The following is a 21,418-nucleotide window of genomic DNA, read 5'->3' as shown; positions in this document are numbered from 1 at the left end:
CCGGCACATTTTTGATATACTTCGTGTGGGCAGTATCTGCAAAGAACTGTACCTGTTAGGAAGAAAAATTCGATAAATTTCTGCCTTGATCCTAAGGGACTTGGACAGAGGGATGATTCGCCGCACATGAGAAATCAAAGCATGTGATGTGAGGCAAGCCATCTCCTCTCCAGAATGAGGAGGAACAAATGAAGACAAAGCTAGATTTTTTCAAAATGAAAGAACAAAACGAACCTATTGTGATGCTGACCGCATACGACTATCCAGCTGCAAAACAAGCGGAAAAAGCGGAAGTCGACATGATCTTAGTTGGTGATTCACTTGGGATGGTTGTACTTGGACTAGATTCCACAGTTCAAGTCACGATGGATGACATGATCCATCACACAAAAGCAGTGAAAAGAGGCGCAAAGGACACATTTGTTGTGACTGATATGCCATTTATGTCTTACCATTATTCGTTAGAAGAAACAATGAAAAATGCAGCACGCATCATGCAAGAAAGTGGTGCCGATGCCTTAAAGCTAGAAGGCGGAGATGGAGTATTTGAATCCATTCAAGCTCTAACAAGAGGCGGAATTCCTGTCGTCAGTCATTTAGGCCTCACACCTCAATCAGTTGGTGTACTTGGCGGGTATAAAGTGCAAGGAAAAGACCACGAAAGTGCTCAAAAGTTGATTGAAGACAGCTTGAAATGTGAAGAAGCCGGTGCAATCGCTCTTGTGCTGGAATGCGTACCTGGCGAACTGACAAAACGAATTACCGACATGCTGAAGATTCCTGTGATCGGAATTGGTGCAGGAGCTGAGGCAGACGGACAAGTTCTCGTTTACCATGATGTGGTAGGATACGGGGTGTCTAGAACACCTAAGTTTGTGAAACAATACGCGCAAATTGATACTGTTTTAGAAGAAGCGCTCATTCAATATACGAAAGAAGTAAAAGCACGCACATTTCCAGAGGACATGCACACGTTTCATATCAAAGAAGAAGTCCTTGATGGCTTATATGGGGGAATCAAAAAATGAACGTTGTCTCCCATATTCACGAGCTAAAAGAATTAATCAAGCAGCATCAAGAAAACCAGCATTCCATCGGCTTTGTCCCAACGATGGGCTTTCTTCATGAAGGACATCTGACGCTTGCGAAAGAGGCAAGAGGACAAAATGACATTGTCGTGATGAGTATTTTTGTCAATCCGTTGCAATTCGGACCAAATGAAGACTTTGAATCCTATCCAAGGGATATGGAAAGAGACCAGCGTCTTGCAGAAGCAGCAGGGGTGGATATTTTATTTACACCTGATGTGAAGGAAATGTACCAAAATGAACCATCTATTACGATGACGGTTCAAAAGCGGACGGATGTCTTATGCGGAAAAAAACGTCCAGGACATTTTGACGGCGTTGTCACTGTGCTCACAAAGCTGTTTCATCTTGTGTCACCAACAAATGTCTACTTTGGTCTAAAGGATGCACAGCAAGTCGCTGTGATCGATGCGATGATCAAGGATTTCTTTTTTGATCTTCACCTTGTATCTGTACCAACAGTCAGAGAAGAAGACGGCTTAGCGAAAAGCTCAAGAAATGTGTACTTGTCAGAAAAAGAAAGACAAGAAGCACCCGCTTTATACCGCGCATTAAAAAAAGGCCGGTCAGCTGTTGAAAAGGGTGAACGTGATGTCAGTCGTGTGTATCAGCTGATTGAAGAGGAACTTGTTCAGACGTGCGGAGAAATTGATTATATTGAGATTTACTCATATCCAGAACTTGAGCCGCTTGAGCAGTTAGCAGGTCAAGTCATTATGGCGATTGCGGTGAAATTTTCACGGGCAAGACTGATTGATAATGTGATTTTCCATGTTCCTGAAAGCGGTGAAAAACATGTATAGAACCTTTATGACATCTAAGCTTCATAAAGCAACGGTAACAGAAGCAAACTTACATTATGTAGGAAGTATTACGATTGACGAAGATTTACTTGATGCGGCAGGTATGATGGCAAATGAGAAAGTACAAATTGTCAATAATCATAACGGTGCGAGACTTGAAACATATATTATTCCTGGCGAAAGAAAGAGCGGTGTCATTTGTCTAAATGGTGCGGCGGCGAGACTCGTTCAGCCAGGGGATGAAGTCATTATTATCGCTTATGGGATGCTGTCAGAAGAAGAAGCTAAGACACATACACCAAAAGTGGTCGTGTTAAATAAACAAAATCAAATTGAACAAATGATTGGGCAAGAGCCTGCGAGAACAATTTTATAACGCAGACTCCGTGGAAACAGAACAGTTTCAGGAAGAGAGGCTGTTCTGTTTCATCTATTTTGTCCAGAGCGTGTTTCACTTCAGGGTGAAACGAGGAATTGAGGTGTCCATTTTATGACCGATCAAAGGTTTGTTGTCGTTGATATTGAAACCACCGGGAATTCACCTAAAAAGGGTGATAAAATCATTCAAATAGCTGCGGTGGTCATTGAAAATGGACAAATTGTCGAACGGTATTCAAAATATGTGAACCCGGGAAAAGCAATCCCTGGATTTATTGAACAGCTGACAGGCATTCAGCAGCACATGGTTGACGATGCGGTGTTTTTTGAGGACATTGCCCAAGAGGTGTATGATCTCATACAGGGTGCTTATTTTGTTGCGCACAATGTTCATTTTGACTTGAATTTTTTAAATGATGAACTAAAAGCATGCGGGAAACATGAGCTGGATGTGCTAGCAATTGATACAGTTGAGATCTCTAGAATTCTTTATCCTGAGCTTGAAGGTTATAAGCTCACTGAATTAAGTGAAGAGCTCATGCTTCCACATGACCACCCGCATAGGGCGGATAGTGATGCGGAAGTTACTGCCATGTTATTTTTAACTTTATTACATCAATTAAAACATACACCGAAAAATGTGCTGAAGCAGCTGCGCAGATTATCCTCTTATCTCCTAAGTGATATAGGACTTTTAATTAAGCAGCTTGAAACGAGCCATGCTAGCCGGGAAGATTCTTTGGTGGAAGTCGGCTCTTTTGCTGTAAAAGATGTCACCAATCCTATCAGTAGGGCGACACATTCAGTAGGTGAAGATGATGAACAGCTGTTTGAGGAGATCAAAAAGAAGCTTCCGCAAACGGTAGAAGGCTATGAGGTAAGAGAAGGCCAGCTTACGATGATGAATAAAGTGAGAGACGTGTTTCATGAAAGAGCCTATGCATTAATTGAAGCGGCACCGGGTATTGGGAAAACGCTCGCTTACCTCATCCCAGCTGCTCTAGAAGCAAGGAAATCAGGAAAACCTGTCATTATTAGTACATATTCCATACTTTTGCAGCAGCAAATGCTTCAGCGCGATGTGCCGATGTTGAATCAATTGCTCCCGTTTGAGCCTGCTGCCTGTGTATTTAAAGGTCGAGCGCATTATATTTGTTTAGATAAGTTTGAGCATGTGCTTCATGAGGAAGATGATAACTATGATGTCGTCTTAACGAAGGCGCAAATTTTAATGTGGCTCCTTGTAACAGAAACAGGTGATTTATCTGAACTGAATTTACCGTCAGGAGCTGCCAATATAAAAGACCGCATTTCCTGTGTGCATATGCCGTTTACATCGAAAAAGCGCCGTTTTAAAGAGTATTGCTTTTATGAGCGCGCCAAAAAAAGGGCAAAAACAGCTGATTTAATTTTAACGAATCATCGTCTGCTCTTATCACAAACGGAGGCATCGTCTATCTTTCAGCATGCTGACGTATATGTGATAGACGAAGCCCATCAATTTGAGAAAACAGCCAATGAAACACTAGGGGATAGTGCGTCTTATATCCAGCTTCACGCGAAATTAACGCAGCTTGGCTCCTTGCAAGGCGGACTGTTAAAGAAACTGAAAAAGAGATTTCATCATGCAGGGTTACAGACAGACACCTTTATTGAAATGGATGAGTATCTCAATCAGCTTCAAATGGAAAGTGACGCTTTCTTTAGCACCGTCCATTCATTTGTGAAAAGGACAAAACCAAAAGCCGACATCAATCGTCTCATTCATAGAGTACGTCATCATTCAAAGCATGCTCAGTGGAAACGAATTAAAGAAACGGCAAGTAAGCTTTGTTCCTTGTTAATTGCTTGTGAGAAGCTGTATGAACAGCAAAAAAGTGAGCTTCTTCAAAAAAGTGATCAGCTGACAGGACACTTTGCCTTTGAAGCAGAGGAATACGACCAAGTCATGTCGTTTATGCATACTTTTTGCAGTACACTGTACCGATTTATCTTTGAACCGAAAAACGATGAAACGGTTTGGATTGAAATTGATGCAAAAGGTGCCAAAAACGCAGTCTTTATGCATGCACAGCCGTTAGATACTGGGGAGCTTTTGGCTGATCGTTTCTTTATGAACAAAAAGAGTGTTGTCCTCACATCAGGGACACTCACCATCAATCACCGCTTTGATTATTGCTTGGAACGGTTTGGCCTGCAAGATTTTTACCCTCATCTTGTGCAAATTGATTCACCTTTCGAACTTGAAAAACAGCTTAAGGTCATTGTTCCAGCAGACATGCCGCCGATTACGAACCGTGATGAACGAGATTATGTAAAGCAGGCTGCGCAATATATTAAGGTTATGGAAAAACAGCAGCATGCAAAAATATTGGTTTTGTTTAATTCACATGAGATGTTAAAAGCAGTCTATGAAGAGCTAAAAACAGAAGGGATGCAGTCAGCCCTTTTTGCTCAAGGTCTGACAGGCGGAAGCCCCGTAAAATTAACGAAAATGTTCAAATTAGCAAAACAGGCCATTTTACTTGGTACGGGTAGTTTTTGGGAAGGTGTTGATTTTCCGGGCTCAGAGCTGACAACAGTCATCATGGCACGTCTTCCGTTCAGGCCGCCTGATTCTCCGCTCATTGAAGCCAAATGTGATGCAGCTAAAAAACAAGGAAAAAATCCGTTTAAAGCCGTCGCTTTACCAGAAGCTGTGTTAACCTTTAAGCAAGGAGCTGGACGCTTGCTGCGCTCTGAAAAAGACATAGGCACATTGCTAATTTTAGACCGCCGAGTGAAAACCGCTTCATATGGAAAACTATTTTTAGAATCACTCCCTCATGCGCCGGTTCACGAGATGTCAAAAGAGTCACTTGAGGCGTATATAGAAAACCTTAACAACGAAAAGCCGCTGTCATAAGCGGCCTTTAGCTGGTGTGGGTTTGGAGTTAATTTATCGTAACGGCTTTTTGTGTTCCGTTGTAAAAATAGTATCGGTTCCTGTGCAGAAAAGTATGTCTAACAATATTTACGTACCGAGGAGGAATTAGAAGTGGAAAGTAAAATAGAGGTACTTTCAACTGTTCAAATTAAGCATTCAGAAGACCTATACAAAATCGTTGACTTATTGAACAGAACGCTTAAAAGAGAAGATCTCATGTTTGGATTAGCATTAGATCAAGAAGACCAAAATCAAGCGGTATTTACGATATATCGCACATAGGGGAAGCTTGACATGAAAAAAATAGTCTGGATTATTTCATCTGTAGTGGCTCTCGTTCTGCTTATTGGCATCATCAGCTTTACGTGGATTTATCAAATTGCCATGGGACAAAGAGAACAAGGGCATGAAGCAGCGATCGAACGAGCAAAAGAACAAGCAAACATCGTACAAGTGGAGCAAGTGGAAACCTTTGTCGGGAAAGAAAAACAATTTATTGTTGAAGGGAAAAACAAACAGAATGAAACGACCTACGTTTGGGTTCCTGCCAGCAAAAAAGAAAAAGTGATCGCAAAAAAAGCAAAAGAAGGCATTACCTCGAATCAAGCAGTACAAGCCGTTCAAAAGGAGAACACGGTCTCTAAGCTAAAAGAAGTCAAATTAGCAAGAGAAGGTGACGTACTTCTTTGGGAAGTGACATACTTAAATGAAAACAATCAATATAGCTTCAGCTATGTCGACTTCTCGACAGGACACGTCGAAAAAAATTTAACACCGTAGTTTCTCCTGTCTTGCGTTGACCATGCTGATTTAGAACGGTTATAATAAAATGTATGAAAAAAGATTCACACCTGTCTAAAGGTGAGTTTCTTTCTGGCTTTGGAGGGAATTATGTTGAAAACAACGATTAATCAAGTGTTCAAACACGTCGATCAAGAAGTAACCATCGGCGCATGGATTGCCAATAAACGTTCAAGCGGAAAAATTGCATTTTTGCAGCTGCGTGACGGGACAGGCTTTATTCAAGGAGTCATAGTAAAAGCAGAAGTGGAAGAGGAAGTCTTTAAGCTTGCGAAATCAGTCACTCAAGAAACATCTGTCTATGTGACAGGTCAAGTGACAAAAGATGAGCGTTCACCGCTAGGTTTTGAATTGCAAGTGAAATCCATTGAAGTGATTCATGAAGCGACAGATTATCCAATTACACCAAAAGAGCACGGAACAGAATTCTTAATGGATCACCGTCATTTATGGCTTCGTTCTAAAAAACAGCATGCCATTATGAAAATCCGTAACGAAATTATTCGTGCTACATATGAATACTTCCATCAAGAAGGTTTCGTGAAAGTAGATCCGCCAATTTTAACTGGAAGTGCACCTGAAGGCACAACGGAACTGTTTGCTACGAAATATTTTGATGAAGATGCATACCTTTCTCAAAGCGGCCAGCTTTACATGGAAGCTGCAGCAATGGCACTCGGAAAAGTATTCTCATTTGGCCCAACATTTAGAGCTGAAAAATCTAAAACGAAACGTCATTTAATTGAGTTTTGGATGATCGAGCCGGAGATGGCTTTTGTCGAATTCAATGAAAACCTTGAGTATCAAGAAAATTATGTGTCTCATGTTGTTCAAAGTGTACTTGAAAACTGTAAAGTGGAGCTGCATACACTAGGCCGTGATACAGCGAAATTAGAAAACATCAAAGCACCATTCCCGCGCATCACTTACGATGAAGCGATTAAATTCTTGCAGGAAAAAGGATTTGATGATATCGAATGGGGAGATGACTTCGGAGCGCCTCACGAAACAGCGATCGCCGAAAGCTATGATAAACCAGTGTTTATCACTCATTACCCAACATCATTAAAACCGTTTTATATGCAGCCAGCACTGGATCGTGAAGATGTTGTCCTTTGTGCAGACTTGATTGCACCAGAAGGCTACGGAGAGATTATTGGCGGTTCTGAGCGTGTTCATGATTTAGAGCTTCTTGAAGCAAGATTGAAAGAACATGGGCTTGATCAGGAAACTTACAAATGGTATACAGAATTAAGACAATACGGTTCTGTACCGCATTCAGGTTTTGGTCTTGGACTTGAACGTACAGTTGCTTGGATTAGCGGAGCGCCGCATGTGCGTGAAACCATTCCTTTCCCAAGATTATTAAACCGTTTATACCCTTAAGACGTGAAAGCCTCCAACAAATGGAGGCTTTTTCAAACGTCTTTTTAGAGGGGCACGTGAAATAAAACGTGATATACTTAAAATGAAGAGGTGTATCCGATGAATAGACAGCAATTTATTAATATGCAGCAAATGGGGTCGACAAGTTTGCCTAATTTGCTGATTGCTCATTATGAGCAGTTAGGACTGAATGAATCACAGATGATGGTGATGCTTAAAATTAAAATGAATGAAGAACAAGGCATTTTCTTCCAAACGTTTGAAGAGCTTTCTCAAGGCATGACCATTTCAGCGGAAGAGTGTGCGTATATGGTTCAGCATCTCATTCAAAAAGGATTTATCTCGATTCAGCCATTTGAAGACAGGTCTGGTATTCAGCATGACCGCTATTCAGTAGAACCTTTATGGGGCGTGCTATATGACTTTTTAGAAGCAAAACAGGCGAAAGAAGCGCAAAAACATCATGTGCAGGCTGAAAAATCTTTATATGCTTTATTTGAAGATGAATTCGGCAGACCGCTGTCTCCTCTTGAAGGAGAAACACTTTCGATCTGGATGGATCAAGACCATCATGATACTGAGATGATTCGGCTAGCGCTAAGAGAAGCCGTTTTATCAGGGAAATTAAATTTCCGTTATATTGATCGAATTTTATTTGAGTGGAAAAAGAAAGGGCTGAAAACAGCGGAAGAAGCAAAAGAGCATAGCCAGCATTTCCGGTCTCAGCAGAAAACGCCGCCTTCAAAAGAAGAGACGTCCACCTATAAACGACAAGTTCCTTTTTATAATTGGCTGGAACAATAACCAATAAAGGAGAAGGCATGTTAACAAAAAAACAAATCAATGAGTGTTTAGATATTATAGGAGATATGTTTCCAGAGGCTGAGTGTGAGCTTGTTCATGACAACCCATTTGAGCTTGTGATTGCTGTTGCACTCTCTGCTCAATGTACAGACGTGCTTGTAAACAAGGTCACCAAAACGCTTTTTCAAAAATATAAAACACCAGAAGACTATTTAAGTGTACCGCTTGAAGAACTGCAGCAAGATATTCGCTCGATTGGTCTTTATCGAAATAAGGCTAAAAACATTCAAAAGTTGAGCAAAATGCTGATTGAAGAATATGGCGGTGAAGTACCAAAGGACCGGGATGAGCTTGTTAAGCTTCCTGGGGTTGGCCGGAAAACAGCAAATGTCGTCGTTTCGGTCGCTTTTGGTGTACCGGCAATAGCAGTAGATACACACGTAGAACGAGTCAGTAAACGTCTAGGCATCTGCCGCTGGAAAGATTCTGTGCTTGAAGTAGAGCAAACCTTGATGAAAAAGGTGCCAAAAGAAGATTGGTCTGTGACGCATCACCGCCTGATCTTTTTTGGGAGATATCATTGTAAGGCGCAGCGGCCGCAGTGCGAATCGTGTCCGCTTCTTGATATGTGCAGAGAAGGGCAGAAGAGGCTGAAAAAAGGATTGGTGAAGCTGGCATGAGCGGGGCAGCTGTTTTCACCTCATATGTCGAAAAGCTAAAAGAAAAAAAGGTAGAGATTAAAGGTGATCGAGTAGATATACTGAGGGCCAATCCGCTCGCATATGATCTATCTTCAGAACCTTTAACAGACGAGCTTCCATGGCAGGAAACTGAAGAATTTGTTCCTGTGATGTTTGAGCTGTGGGGCGAATTAAAAGAAAAAATGCTTCCTCGTTTCCAAACAAGAAAATCCCGCTGTGAAGAAGATGATATGCTGCAAGGAATCGTCAGTATGATTGCGATGTTTTACTGGATCAAAGGGGAGAGTGTCCAAACGTTTGAATGGGAACATATCAAGCAAGAGACATTTCCTGTTGCTCCGATTAATTGGACGGAACGTTTAGAGTTCATCTTGCTAAAACCAACTCAATATCACTGCTTTATTCAATTGGACGAGCTATACACGGAATTAAAAAAGCAGTATGGAAAATATGAAGCACTTAAAAAAATCAAACAGCAGCGTTAAAAAAAGCACTTGCCATAGGAGGCAAGTGCTTTTTCATTATTCATCTTCTTTTCGAGAAGTAGCATTTGATTGCGAATTGGAACTTTGAGAGTTGGCTTTCTCATCATCTTTCTTTTTATCTTTATTATCAGTTTGCGAGTTGCTGTTCCCATTTGTACTGTCTGAGCCATTATCTGAAGAACCATTATTTCCGTTTTCTGTATTTCCACCTTGGTCCTGATCCTTATCCTTATCTTGATCTTTTCTGTCATCAGGCTTTTGCTCATCAGTGCCAGGGGGCTGATTTTTGTTATCGTCTGTTTGGTCTGTCTGCTCGTCGTCAGGCTGCTGCGGTTCTTCTTCTTCTTTATTCTCATCATCCGCTTTTTCTTCCTCATCTGCGTCATCCTTAATGGTGAGGAAGGTAGATGCCGCTTTACTCGTGACATCATCTACAGTGGCTGTCACTTGGAATTTATATGTGGAGCCAGGCTTCACATCAGAGATGACCGCTTCTTTAGCAGAGCTGTTTTGAATCTCTTTATAGCCGCCATTATCAACTGCTTGCTTGACATTAAATGTAGCATCAGCGTCGTCAGAATAGCCCCAAGTTAGTGTGATGGATTTTTTCTCTTCATCATACACCGCTTTTAAATCAGAAGGCTTATCGGCTTCTTTTTTCTCGTATGTGTCAGAGACTTTTGTTGGTACCGTTCCTTTAACAAAGTATTCTGTTGTCTTCTTGTCACTTGGTGTATTTGGTCCGGCTAATTTTGCTGGATCGGATCCTTTTTCAACCGTAGCTTCAACGACACTGTCTGGTTTTTCAAATGAGCCGCTTCCATCATCAATTTGAGAAATCAATCGCTGGAAGACGATTTTGGCAACACGCTGCTCGTAATCATTCAGCCATATCTTTCCGTCTGCATCTTTTGAATTACCGATTCCAGTCCAAACGGCCGCTGTATATTGCGGCGTATAACCGACAAACCATGAATCTTTTGCACCGCCAGAAGGGATATTGTGTTTATTAATAACATCTTGTGTGAAGTTCGTTGTACCTGTTTTACCAGCTACTTGAACGTTCGGTACTTGTGCAAGTGTACCAGTACCAGATTGGACAGCAGTTTTCAGCATATCTGTAATCATAAATGCTGTGTAATCACTCATTGCTGCTTTTGAGTCCGGCGTAAGGTCAAGCTTTGTCCCGTCATTAAATTCAACAGATGTAACAGCGTGCGGTTCATTATAGTATCCGTTATTACCGAATGCACTAAATGCACCTGCCATTTTTAATGAAGACACACCATCTTCAAATCCACCAATGGAATAAGATTCTGGAATATCAGAAGGTAAGTCCATGCCTAAATTATTAGCAAATTGAGCGGCATTGGCTGAACCAGCTTCTTGGAATGCTTTAAGTGCAGGGATGTTACGCGATTGTGCCAAAGCACTTCTCATCGACATTTTACCTAAATGTCTTCTGTCAAAGTTATTAATCGGTGTACCATCTGAGTACGTATACGGTGCATCATCAATTTGCTGATATGTTGACCATTTTTTGTTTTCAATGACTGGGCCGTAATCTAAGATCGGTTTAATTGTGGACCCTGGCTGTCGTTTTGCATCCGTCGCATAGTTAAAGCCGCCTGCTGGTACATCACGTCCACCGCCAATGGCGCGAATTTCACCATTTTTCGTATCAAGCAGAGTCACACCCGCCTGCATCCCTTTCGTAAATCCAACTGAATCTCCATTGATGATATCATCTAAGTGATCCTGTGCTTTTCGATCAAGTGATGTATAGATTTTTAATCCATCAGTTGACGGATCAACTTTGGCTTTTTTCTGAACTTCTTCCATCACTTCTTCAATGTAGGCAGAATACTTACTAGAGTTTTGGCTCTTATATTTATCAGCAGGAACGACGGTCTTACTGATAGGGGTTGCTTTCGCAACGTCATAGTCTTTTTCTGAAATGTAGCCTTGTTTTTTCATAAGGCTTAAAACAATATTACGGCGTTTTTCCGCTGCCTCGGGATTTTTAACTGGATTATAGACAGTAGGACTCTGCGGCATCCCTGCAAGTGTGGCTGCCTGTGCAACGGTTAGTTTATTTAAATCTGTCACTCCAAAAAATTGTTCAGCTGCTTTCCCCACACCATAAGCATAAGGAGAGAAGAAAATACGGTTTAAATACATTTCTAAAATTTCATCTTTAGAGTATTTTTGCTCAAGCTGAATCGAGAGCCATATTTCCTGTACTTTCCGTTTTAGCGTCTTTTGCTTGCTTAAAAGGGTGTTTTTCACGACCTGTTGTGTAATTGTACTTCCGCCTTCAGCACCAAAGCCGTCCTCAACGTTTGCGACAAGTGCACCGCCGATACGGATTGGATCAATCCCGTGGTGCTTATAAAAACGTGCATCTTCAGTCGCAATAAACGCGTCTTTTACTACATCGGGTATATCTTTTATCGAGACATACGTTCTTTTTTCTGCACCAACTTCTGCAAACACTTTCTTGTCTTTATCATAAAGCTTTGAAGAGTATGGTGTTTTAAGCTTACTATCATCAATAGAAGGAGCGCTTGATGCAAAAACGGCAAAAGTTGTGATTCCGGCAACTAAACAAAGTAGACCGATCACGAGTAAAGATAAAAATATTTTTTTAAATAGACCTGCTTTCTTTTTGCCTTTTTTGTTCTTTTGCTTCTTATTGTTTTCTTGACTTGCTTTACGTCGCTGTTCACGACTTGTAAATTGATCAGACATCACATCTCAACCTTTCGTGTTAAACCTTTTTCGAACGTAATTGCTGCTTGCTTTCATCCGAAAAATGAAGTGTCTCCACTACTTTAATATAATCAATTCTTGGCGAATATCCAAGTGTCATTATGTGGCCAGCTTCCATTAATTCGTCTTTGCTAATGGATTTACGGCCGTTTTTTTTCTGCCGCTCCCAGAAGAAAAAGAGATCTGAAGCGGGCAAATAATAAACGGAGCCAAAAGCGGATATAATAACGAAACAAATACCGCCTTGCTTTTCAACCTGTTTCATATGCTCAATTTGATGGTCGTGGAAATTTTTGAGCGGAAACGAGGTAGTGCTTTTGGTTTCCTTTGCTTCAAAATCGATATAGCGGCCTTTGTAAACCCCGTTATAGTCTGTTGTGGATGATTGTTTAAAATAGGCTTCTTTAATGACAGCAGCACTTCTTTTTGGATAATCCACATTCACAATTTGAACTGGGGTAGGCTTTTTATGAATGACTGCGATCCCGTTGACCAAATAGTATTGGTTTGTTTCATTTAAATCAGCCTCAAGCGTCATCCCGCGGTTACTATAAGAGGATTCGCCGCTGATTCTTTTTTTTGTCCCAATTTGTTGTATGGGCTGATACGATTTTCCGTTTGGATACCGAATCATCAAGTTTCAGCCTCCTTTTAATGCATTTTGTATTGGAGAGATCACCATGTTGTCCCAAGAAGAGCATATCATCACTCAGCAAATTTTGCGTGATACGAAAGCAAAAAATAAAGACAACCTGACGAGGACAAATGCCTACAAGCGCTTTTATGACCGGCATCCAGAGATGAAATGGTCGCTGCTCGCTTCCTTTGTCTCGAGAAATGCTGGGTGGTCCATGACGGATTTAAAAGGCGAGCTCTTCCATCCAGGTTTAACGGATCAGCAGGGGCACCTTTTTTTCACAGCATATGAAAGAGCGAATTGGCTGATCTTTTCGGATGCTTACCCTCAGCTTCTTTTGTACGAATGGTCTAAGCGATGCAGTAAACCTTTGTTTCATCTGCTTCCTTATTTCTCCGTGTCTCGTTTTATGAGCGCTGAGTGGGAACGCTTCTGGCTAAAGCGTGACACAGAGCGTCTGCTTTATGCACTCATCATAAATGAACAATATACTATACAATCTCCTATTATACAAAATCCTCTTCTGAAAAAGAATGTTTTTCACTCGATTCAATATCTTTTCAGCGAGTGGGGACATTTCCAAACCGTTGTTTTTCCAACGGTGGACGGGCATTTGTACGGCTTAACCATACGGAAGTTTTCCAATGTAAAGGATCGCATTACATTAGGTAAAAAACTAGCGAAACTATTATTTCGAGCCGATTTGTTTTCGGATTTTTATCATTTTTTGCATACCGTTCCGCATACGGGGTCTCGGTTTGATTTTGAACCGTTTTTAGGGATCGCTAGAAGGTCAACACCTTTTCTTAGGACGGTTTATCCGGTGATGACACATTCATTAGACGATCAAAGGGAAGATTGGTTTCAAAAGAAATTGAGTCCATCTTTATTTGAGGCAGAGCCGCTGCCAAAGCAGATTGAGCTGACCGACTGGTATTTTCATAAAAAAAGACAGCTTCGTTTTCTTTTCTCATTAGAGCACTATTTTTTGCATAAATAAAAAGCAGGGGGTGCCTGCTTTTTTTACGTAGATGGACGATTAGGACCGCCGAGCTTTTTATCCAGCTGATCTGGACTGTTTTCTTTCCCTTTTGGCTTTTGCTCTTTTGGTGCTGGCTGCTTTTTCATGAAATCTACCTCCTTTTGTCTTTAGAATTTACACAATCGGACGCAATCATACAAAGAAGGACAAGCATCTGTCGAAAAGGAAGAAATAACGCTTATCTACACTTAGATTGGCGATTTGCTTCTAGTTTTGTCATGTGTGAAGGAGGGTGAGAAAGAAAAGAGAATGTAACGAAAGACGATAAAGGAGGAATCTGATGATGAGCGAATTTGTATCAAAAGAATCCATTATGCAGTTGTTAGAGGAAATCGAACGAAAAATTGATGCGGTGGAGGAAGAGCTGTCTCTTGCTGTGAAGCAGACGAAACGTGCAGCGATAGAAGAGCAAGAACAAATGATTGACCGGCTTGAATCAGAAGTAAAGGACTGTGAAGTGAAGCTTCATGCAGCCGAGTATAAACTGGCAGCAAGACCGGCATATCACGCCGGATAGCTTTTCTATTTGAGCAATAGGTAAACGTTTGATAGGATGGTTCATAGAGGTGAACACTTTGGATAATCAAACATTACTTGAACATACACAAAACTTGAGAATATGGATCGAAGAAGCGTATGAGCAGTACCAAAAGGGAAAGGCTGAAGAGGAGTACCCATCGTATGATTTTTATACGGATATTCAGCCGGCCGTTGTTACATTTGATCAGAAAATGGAGGAGTGGCTCACTGCTGCGATCTCGTTTATTGAGCAGGCCAAACCTAGATATTTACACCAAGAACAGCTTGAAGCCGTAAAAGAAAATGGAAAAGAGGTTGTCCTGCAATCTTATTTTGGTAAACAGCACGCACCCCGTGTAAAAAATTTAGTTGAGTCAGTGGTTTACACTCTGAACCTTTTAATAGAAGAAATCAAAAAGCGCAGCTAAAGACATGATGCTGCGTTTTTCTTATGGCTTCTTTAGGCACATCTTCTGCTCTTGGTCATAATATATGAGTGTCATCAATATGTGTTGAGAGCGAGAGGAGCGAGATAGATGTTCCCTTATTCAAACCAGCCGCCTTATGAATTCAATCAATTCAAGCAAAGGCCTTTTCCGTATCCAGAGATGCAGCAGCAGCCTCCGCAGCCTCCAGACTATTTCATGCCGCCGTATCAAGGTGGAGGGGGAATGAATCAGGCACCATCTACTGTTTATCAGCCGCCTTATGGATACCAAGAAAACGTGCCGCCTTTACAGCCGCCTGAAGCGATGAATCCACCCCAAATGCAGCAGCCTCCAGGCATGATGCCCATGCAGCCGCCTATGAACCCTTATCCATTGCCAAGGCCGCAAAAACAGCAGCCATCTCAATTTAAAAGTGTGCTGTCACAATTCAAAAAGACGAATGGGCAATACGATTTTAACAAAATGTTTGATACAGCTGGCCAAATGATGAGTACAATGAATCAAGTAGGCTCATTGGCGAAAGGATTTACAAGCATTTTTAAAGCATAGCTAAAACCCAATAGATTGATCTATTGGGTTGTTTGCTTTGGCGCAGACACATGAAGCGATTGATCTTTCCACACACTCTTCATTTTCGTTTCATCTATTTTTGCCGGCATTAAAATGGTTTTGGTAAAGCTTGAATACGAAGAAGTCGTATCTGTTTTGATTTTTTCCTGTACTGATAAGTGTAAATATTGGGCTTTTACTTCTAGCGCAATGTCTCCTTCGACAAAATGGTCTGGAAATTGAATCTCGATATACACATTCTGTTCATCCTCTGTCACACCGGTCGTAATGGATGCAAGTGAATGCGATGTGGTCATGAGTGCCTCTGCACTATTTAATATTTCGTGAAACGGGGAGGATGCAAAAAATTGTTCAATCGCTTCATATAGCATATCTTCATTTGCCAGCATTTCATGTTTTTTTTCGCCTTCATGTTTCATCTGAATCACCTCTCATCTACAGCCTATGCAGAGGGGCTCAGGCGGTTATCAATTGATGAGAGGAAAAAATTATGATTAAATAGTGTTGAATGAAGCAAGGTGTATGGGCGTAAAGTTTCATACACGAAATAGATTTAGGAAGCAAAGCTTGAAGGGAGCAAATTGACATTGCTGAAAAAATTATTCGGTTTCGGAAAAAACCAAGATGATGTAAAGGAAGAAGTCATTTATTCTCCAGTTGATGGAGAGTTAATGGATATGACTGATGTACCAGATCCCGTCTTTTCTCAAAAGATGATGGGAGACGGCGTAGCAGTAAAACCAAAAAGTGGGACGATTGTGTCACCAGTAGAGGGTGAAATCATTCAGCTCTTCCATACAAAACATGCAATTGGCATTCGAACACTCTCGGGGCTTGAGCTTCTGATTCATATCGGACTTGAAACAGTTGGGTTAAATGGTGAAGGATTTGAAGCCCACATGAAAGAAGGGGATAAAGTGAAAATCGGTGATCCTCTTATTACATGTGATTTAGAACTGATTGAAGAGAAAGCATCAAGTACAGTGACACCGATTGTGATTATGAATGGTGACCTTATCGAACGACTTGATAAAGAACCAAAAGGCTCTGTAGAAAAGCAGATGTCCAAGCTCTTTACAGTGAAAATGAAATAATCCATGAATAGAAAAAACTACCCACTGATAGGGTAGTTTTTTATTGTGCTGAGGACATTAATCCTCCATCGGAACCCAGCCTTGACTTGCTTCCATGACAGACCACAATCCTTCTGGAATGAGATACTTGTCTTTTTGGCTGCGTTTAATGACGGTTTCAATCTCTTGTTCTCTGCCTTCTTTAATCTTCTTAGCCCAATCTGGGTCGACGATCAGCTCTCGTGCGACAGCGATGAGAGGAATCCCTTGATTGTAAGCATGGAGTGCATCTTCAGCTGTAATGACACTGCCTACTCCAATAAGCGGAAGAGCATCGCCGCAGCGTTCTTTTAGCAGTTCCATACGAGTTTTATTAGAATCTGCGCCTCGTCTTGCTTTAGAGCCAATCTCCATTAGAGAGATATGCAAATAATCGAGGCTTTTTGTTTTGAGAACATCCACTAATGTAAACGTCTCTGTCATTGTTAAACCAGGTGTTTCTGGTTCTTCAGGAGATAACCGGTATCCAAAGATAAACGGTTTAGCCGCATGTTCTTTGATGGCCTCTTTAACTGCATCTACAACAGCAATAGGGAAAGCTAGACGTTTTTCTTCATTTCCTCCCCATTGATCTGTACGCTGATTGCTATGCGGTGAGTAAAATTGTTGTAATAAATAACCGTTTGCTCCGTGAATTTCCACGCCGTCAAACCCTGCTTGAACCGCTCGTCTTGCCGCTTCTTTAAAGGAGTCGATAATATGCGTAATTTCCTCTTCTTTTAAAGCGCGTGCAATTTGTTTTCCATCTTTAAACACATCACTTGGCGCAACCACATCACCGTTTGGAACTAAATGAGGGAGAGCCTGAGAGCCGCCGTGATGAATTTGAATGATGGCTTTTGTTCCTTTTGCCTGGATAGCTGAAGCCAGTTTTTTCAGGCCAGGGATATCTTCATCTCTTGCGATAGAAGGCTGTCCTTCAAATGCCTTCCCATCTGGAGTCACATTCGCACATGCAGTAATCACCATGCCCATTTCACTTGATCTAGCTGTAATGAAGTCAATTTCGTCTTTTGAAATGGTGCCGTCGTCATGAGAACCGAAGTGTGTCATTGGAGCAACCACTAACCGGCCATCAATAGAGGCGCCTCCTGGAAACGTAAATGGTTCAAATAAAGGCTTAAATTCGTTTTTCAATCTGATCATCTTCTTCCTTGATAAAATCATTTCACTTTAGAAGTGTAATAGATATTGTTACAACAGTTCAAAGTATTTGCTCATAATTCTGCATCAAAAAATTGCCGCCTAGTCATGCAAACGAATATTCGGTACACTAGAATGAGAGGTGGACGCAATATGAAAAAGAAAACAATGAACGAACTGATAGAAGAATTAAAGAAAGACGAACAGGTAGAGCATTGGCATGAAATTGAAGCAAAGCCTGCACAGACCTCTCCCGTTCCTGAAAGAGTGGACGATAGGCTAAAAAAGGCGCTTGAAAAACGAGGCGTGAAAGAGCTGTATATTCATCAAAAGGAAGCCTTTGAACGAGTAATGGATGGTGAGCATGTAGTAACGGTTACACCAACAGCTTCAGGTAAAACGCTTTGCTACAATCTGCCTGTTCTTCAGTCGATCGCAGAAGACCAGACAAACCGCTCTCTTTATTTATTCCCAACAAAAGCGCTCGCACAGGATCAAAAGAGTGAACTTAACGAGATCATCCGCGAGATGGATGTTCCGATTCATAGTGAAACATATGACGGGGACACCTCCCCGGCCATTCGGCAGCGAGTCAGACAAGCAGGGCATATTGTCATCACAAACCCAGATATGCTGCATTCAGCTATTTTGCCTCATCATACGAAATGGGTCAGCTTGTTTGAGAATTTGAAGTATATTGTCATTGATGAACTTCATACATATCGAGGTGTGTTTGGCAGTCATGTGGCCAATGTGATTCGAAGATTAAAGCGAATTTGTGCATTTTATGGAAGTGATCCGATTTTCATTTGTACTTCCGCAACGATTGCGAATCCAAAAGAGCTGGCGCAGCAGCTAACAGGGAGCAAAGTGCATCTTATTGAACGAAACGGAGCGCCCAGCGGTAAAAAGAATTTTGTGTTTTATAACCCGCCAGTGGTGAATAAACCATTAAATATTAGACAAAGCGCTGCCACTGTCGTCAACCAATTGGCTAAAACATTTTTAAAAGAAAAAATTCAAACGATCGTTTTTGCTAGAAGCAGGGTACGAGTAGAAGTGATTTTAAGTCATATTCAAGAGCTTGTGAAAAAAGAAATCGGTCCAAAATCGATTCGCGGGTATCGCGGAGGCTATTTGCCAAAAGAGCGCCGCGTGATTGAAAAGGGGTTAAGAGAAGGAGACATTCTAGGTGTCGTCAGCACGAACGCACTAGAATTAGGGGTAGATATAGGTCAGCTAAAGGTATGCATTATGACGGGGTATCCTGGCAGTGTAGCGAGTACATGGCAGCAGGCAGGACGTGCTGGAAGGCGTCATGAGGAGGCGCTCATTATCATGGTAGCAAGTTCCTCACCCCTTGATCAATATATTGTCAGACACCCTGAATATTTCTTTAATAGACCGCCTGAAGCAGCCAGAATCAATCCTGAAAATCTCATTATTTTAGTGGATCATCTAAAATGTGCTTCCTACGAGCTGCCATTTCGGACGGATGAACAGTTTGGCGGCATGGAAGTAGAAGACATTTTGCAATACTTACATGAGGAAGGGGTTCTTCATTTTAGCGGGAACCGGTATTATTGGTCAGATCAATCGTTCCCAGCGCATGGGATCAGCCTGAGATCTGCAAGTCAGGAAAATGTGGTGATTGTGGATCAATCCGACGTAGCGAATGTCCGGATTATTGGAGAGATGGATCGATTCAGTGCAATGACACTGCTGCATGATGAAGCAATTTATTTACATGAAGGGGTTCAATATCAAGTAGAAAAGCTAGATTACGAGCATTTGAAGGCTTATGTGAAACAAGTGGATGTAGAATACTATACAGATGCTAATTTAGCTGTTCAGCTCAAGGTGCTGGAAATCGATCAAACAACAGAGAAAGAAGCGGTATCTGTTCACTACGGTGATGTGACTGTCAACGCAATGCCAACAATTTTCAAAAAAATCCGGCTCAGTACCGGTGAAAATATCGGCTCTGGTCCAATTCACTTACCGGAAGAAGAAATTCATACGAGTGCGGCTTGGTTTGAATTACACGAGGCAGAGCGGAGATTTGAAGAGAAGACACTTGAACAGCTCCTGCTTGGCATCGCAAATGTTCTTCAGCACATTGTACCTGCTTTTGTGATGTGTGACCGATCAGATATTCATGTTGTTTCACAAATTAAAGCGGCACATACCGGTAAACCGACAGTCTTTTTATATGACCACTACCCTGGCGGAATCGGCTTAAGCAAAGAAGTCCAAGCTCGTTTCGATGAAATAGCAGGTGCAGCCATTCAGCTGATAGAGCGGTGCCGCTGTGAGAACGGCTGTCCATCCTGCATTGGCATGGAAATGAAAGAGGTGAGCGGAAAAAGCAGCATTGTTGAATTGATGTCTGCATTTTAAGAGGAAGGAGGAAGATACCTACTCATGTCTTTAAAAGGGAAATTAAATCGAATGAAGAAGCACCTATCGCACAACCAGCCAAACGAAAAACGTCAAAAAACAGTGGAAGGGCAGCCTCAGCCTGTGACGGCCGAAAACATTCCATTTTTAAAGGAATGGGAGCAATTGGGTGCAGCTCCTTATCACTTTGAGAATTCCTTTTGTCTCATTCGAGAAGTCACCTATTCATTAGATGATAAGCATGGACTCTACTCGTTTGCGGAACTGCCAAAGATTATCGAGGCATGGAACAAAAGCAGCATCCAGCATTCTCTATCGGCTAAAGGTTACAAGCCGCATGAACTGTTTTTCTTTGATACAGAAACAACTGGATTATCTGGCGGAACGGGAAATATGATTTTCTTGCTAGGACATGCGCGGGTTTTTGCTGACAAAGTAGTGGTGAAACAGCACCTGCTCACAAATCCGGGAAATGAAGCGGCTCTTTATAAAAGCTTTCTCGATGAAGTGAACGTAGAATCACTCGTTACATATAATGGAAAATCATTCGATTGGCCGCAAGTGAAAACGAGACATACTTTGTTGCGAGATCAAATCCCTGCGCTTCCAGAGTTTGGCCACTTTGATCTTCTGCATGGATCAAGACGATTGTGGAAGCATAAATATGAACGAATGGCGCTGTCTGTGGTTGAAAAAGAAGAGCTGCACGTCCACCGGGAAGGCGACACACCGGGTTTTTTAGCACCGATGATCTATTTTCACTTTTTAAAGGAACAAAAACCGAAGCTCATCGAAGGAATTTTGACTCATAATGAATTAGACGTCCTTTCGTTAATCAGCCTTTACATCCATCTATCCAAAAAAATTCTATCTATGGATGCGGTAAAGGAGCATGATGAGAAATACGCGCTGGCTAGGTGGCATCTTGCGCATCGTGATGTACAGGAAGCTACGAAGCATTTGCGGGAATTAACAGGTGCTGATTTTGAACATGCCAATCAGGCGGCATTTGATCTCTCATTACAATATAAACGGCTAAACGAGTGGGATGAAGCAGTTCGAATTTGGGAAACATTATTTGAATCAAGTGATGTCCATTTGGCATTAAAAGCAGGTATAGAGCTTGCGAAGTGTAAAGAGCATCGCCAAAAAGATGCAAAGTCAGCTCTTTCCATCACAGAATCTTTATTATCTTTCTCATCGTTAAGCGAGCGAGACACAAAAGAGCTTGAGAAGCGAAAAAAACGGCTATTGAGAAAAGCTGGGCAATGAAATATTATTACCCGGGAAAGCGCAAAAAATGACAACGTTCGGCTCTCGGCCGAAAATAAAAATTGTTTAGCACTTTTATTGTAGAAAGTCCGCGAATCCTGTAAAATAA

General features: G+C 41.6%; 22 protein-coding genes. 17 read left to right on the top strand and 5 right to left on the bottom strand.

What is annotated here, in order from left to right:
- The first annotated feature begins 188 nt into the window (after window positions 1–188).
- The 10 genes from panB to MHB69_RS10115 all read left to right on the top strand — a co-directional run bounded on the left by panB (window position 189) and on the right by MHB69_RS10115 (window position 9,372).
- The gene (panB, locus tag MHB69_RS10160; RefSeq protein ID WP_024422781.1) at window positions 189–1,028 is read left to right on the top strand and encodes a 3-methyl-2-oxobutanoate hydroxymethyltransferase; all 840 of its coding nucleotides are present in this window, start codon (window positions 189–191) and stop codon (window positions 1,026–1,028) included.
- On the top strand, window positions 1,025–1,891 hold the full coding sequence (gene panC, locus MHB69_RS10155) for a pantoate--beta-alanine ligase (protein ID WP_342495541.1): 867 nt from the start codon (window positions 1,025–1,027) through the stop codon (window positions 1,889–1,891). Before panB ends, panC begins: the two co-directional genes overlap by 4 nt.
- A complete protein-coding gene (gene panD, locus MHB69_RS10150) occupies window positions 1,884–2,267 on the top strand; it encodes an aspartate 1-decarboxylase (protein ID WP_024422780.1) in 384 nt (127 codons plus the stop codon). Before panC ends, panD begins: the two co-directional genes overlap by 8 nt.
- A gap of 114 nt (window positions 2,268–2,381) precedes the next feature.
- On the top strand, window positions 2,382–5,174 hold the full coding sequence (gene dinG / locus MHB69_RS10145) for an ATP-dependent DNA helicase DinG (protein ID WP_342495540.1): 2,793 nt from the start codon (window positions 2,382–2,384) through the stop codon (window positions 5,172–5,174).
- Between the two features lie 132 nt (window positions 5,175–5,306).
- Complete coding sequence (locus MHB69_RS10140; protein WP_065214698.1) at window positions 5,307–5,477, top strand: YpmA family protein; 171 nt, start codon at window positions 5,307–5,309, stop codon at window positions 5,475–5,477.
- A gap of 12 nt (window positions 5,478–5,489) precedes the next feature.
- Window positions 5,490–5,975 carry a cell wall elongation/penicillin-binding protein regulator TseB gene (tseB, locus tag MHB69_RS10135; RefSeq protein WP_024422779.1) on the top strand — a complete coding sequence of 162 codons (486 nt, stop codon included), beginning with the start codon at window positions 5,490–5,492 and terminating at the stop codon, window positions 5,973–5,975.
- Window positions 5,976–6,089: 114 nt separating this feature from the next.
- Window positions 6,090–7,382, top strand: a complete 1,293-nt coding sequence (asnS, locus tag MHB69_RS10130; protein WP_342495539.1) for an asparagine--tRNA ligase — start codon at window positions 6,090–6,092, stop codon at window positions 7,380–7,382.
- A 99-nt stretch (window positions 7,383–7,481) separates the two neighbouring features.
- Complete coding sequence (locus MHB69_RS10125) at window positions 7,482–8,186, top strand: DnaD domain-containing protein (RefSeq protein WP_342495538.1); 705 nt, start codon at window positions 7,482–7,484, stop codon at window positions 8,184–8,186.
- Window positions 8,187–8,203: 17 nt separating this feature from the next.
- A complete protein-coding gene (gene nth / locus MHB69_RS10120) occupies window positions 8,204–8,866 on the top strand; it encodes an endonuclease III (RefSeq protein ID WP_034280464.1) in 663 nt (220 codons plus the stop codon).
- Entirely contained in the window at window positions 8,863–9,372 is a 510-nt protein-coding gene (locus MHB69_RS10115; RefSeq protein WP_342495537.1) for a YpoC family protein, read from the top strand. Before nth ends, MHB69_RS10115 begins: the two co-directional genes overlap by 4 nt.
- Window positions 9,373–9,408: 36 nt before the next feature.
- Here MHB69_RS10115 and MHB69_RS10110 read toward each other — a convergent pair whose 3' ends face one another.
- Window positions 9,409–12,123: a PBP1A family penicillin-binding protein gene (locus MHB69_RS10110; protein WP_342495536.1), complete on the bottom strand. Its 2,715-nt coding sequence runs from the start codon at window positions 12,121–12,123 to the stop codon at window positions 9,409–9,411.
- Between the two features lie 19 nt (window positions 12,124–12,142).
- Window positions 12,143–12,778: a Holliday junction resolvase RecU gene (gene recU, locus MHB69_RS10105; RefSeq protein ID WP_034280474.1), complete on the bottom strand. Its 636-nt coding sequence runs from the start codon at window positions 12,776–12,778 to the stop codon at window positions 12,143–12,145.
- Between the two features lie 46 nt (window positions 12,779–12,824).
- Between recU and MHB69_RS10100 the strand changes: the two genes are divergently transcribed.
- Entirely contained in the window at window positions 12,825–13,781 is a 957-nt protein-coding gene (locus tag MHB69_RS10100; protein WP_342495535.1) for a DUF2515 domain-containing protein, read from the top strand.
- A 23-nt stretch (window positions 13,782–13,804) separates the two neighbouring features.
- On the opposite strand, the gene sspM is transcribed toward MHB69_RS10100, so the two are convergent.
- Window positions 13,805–13,909 (bottom strand): acid-soluble spore protein SspM, encoded by a 105-nt coding sequence (gene sspM / locus MHB69_RS10095; RefSeq protein ID WP_024422772.1) that lies wholly within the window; start codon window positions 13,907–13,909, stop codon window positions 13,805–13,807.
- A 197-nt stretch (window positions 13,910–14,106) separates the two neighbouring features.
- Between sspM and MHB69_RS10090 the strand changes: the two genes are divergently transcribed.
- The 3 genes from MHB69_RS10090 to MHB69_RS10080 all read left to right on the top strand — a co-directional run bounded on the left by MHB69_RS10090 (window position 14,107) and on the right by MHB69_RS10080 (window position 15,340).
- Window positions 14,107–14,340 carry a DUF5446 family protein gene (locus tag MHB69_RS10090; RefSeq protein WP_224426684.1) on the top strand — a complete coding sequence of 78 codons (234 nt, stop codon included), beginning with the start codon at window positions 14,107–14,109 and terminating at the stop codon, window positions 14,338–14,340.
- 49 nt (window positions 14,341–14,389) lie between these two features.
- On the top strand, window positions 14,390–14,770 hold the full coding sequence (locus tag MHB69_RS10085) for a YppE family protein (protein WP_224426683.1): 381 nt from the start codon (window positions 14,390–14,392) through the stop codon (window positions 14,768–14,770).
- A gap of 108 nt (window positions 14,771–14,878) precedes the next feature.
- Window positions 14,879–15,340 (top strand): YppG family protein, encoded by a 462-nt coding sequence (locus MHB69_RS10080; protein WP_342495534.1) that lies wholly within the window; start codon window positions 14,879–14,881, stop codon window positions 15,338–15,340.
- Window positions 15,341–15,360: 20 nt separating this feature from the next.
- Here MHB69_RS10080 and MHB69_RS10075 read toward each other — a convergent pair whose 3' ends face one another.
- Window positions 15,361–15,780, bottom strand: coding sequence for an Hsp20/alpha crystallin family protein (locus MHB69_RS10075; protein ID WP_034280483.1), 420 nt, complete (start codon window positions 15,778–15,780; stop codon window positions 15,361–15,363).
- Window positions 15,781–15,948: 168 nt separating this feature from the next.
- Between MHB69_RS10075 and MHB69_RS10070 the strand changes: the two genes are divergently transcribed.
- On the top strand, window positions 15,949–16,455 hold the full coding sequence (locus tag MHB69_RS10070) for a PTS glucose transporter subunit IIA (protein ID WP_034280784.1): 507 nt from the start codon (window positions 15,949–15,951) through the stop codon (window positions 16,453–16,455).
- A gap of 57 nt (window positions 16,456–16,512) precedes the next feature.
- Here the strand turns inward: MHB69_RS10070 and MHB69_RS10065 are convergent, their stop codons facing one another.
- Window positions 16,513–17,631, bottom strand: a complete 1,119-nt coding sequence (locus tag MHB69_RS10065; RefSeq protein WP_024428115.1) for an NADH-dependent flavin oxidoreductase — start codon at window positions 17,629–17,631, stop codon at window positions 16,513–16,515.
- Window positions 17,632–17,790: 159 nt separating this feature from the next.
- Here MHB69_RS10065 and MHB69_RS10060 point away from each other — a divergent pair, with 159 nt between their 5' ends.
- Entirely contained in the window at window positions 17,791–20,037 is a 2,247-nt protein-coding gene (locus MHB69_RS10060; RefSeq protein WP_061109275.1) for a DEAD/DEAH box helicase, read from the top strand.
- Between the two features lie 24 nt (window positions 20,038–20,061).
- Window positions 20,062–21,309, top strand: coding sequence for a ribonuclease H-like domain-containing protein (locus MHB69_RS10055; protein ID WP_342495533.1), 1,248 nt, complete (start codon window positions 20,062–20,064; stop codon window positions 21,307–21,309).
- The last annotated feature ends 109 nt before the right edge of the window (window positions 21,310–21,418 follow it).

The sequence above is a fragment of the Bacillus sp. FSL K6-0994 genome, assembly GCF_038630815.1.
GTDB classification, from domain to species: domain Bacteria; phylum Bacillota; class Bacilli; order Bacillales; family Bacillaceae; genus Bacillus; species Bacillus safensis.
The sequence above is the reverse complement of the archived record's forward strand: the minus strand, read 5'-3'. Positions and strand labels throughout refer to the sequence as shown.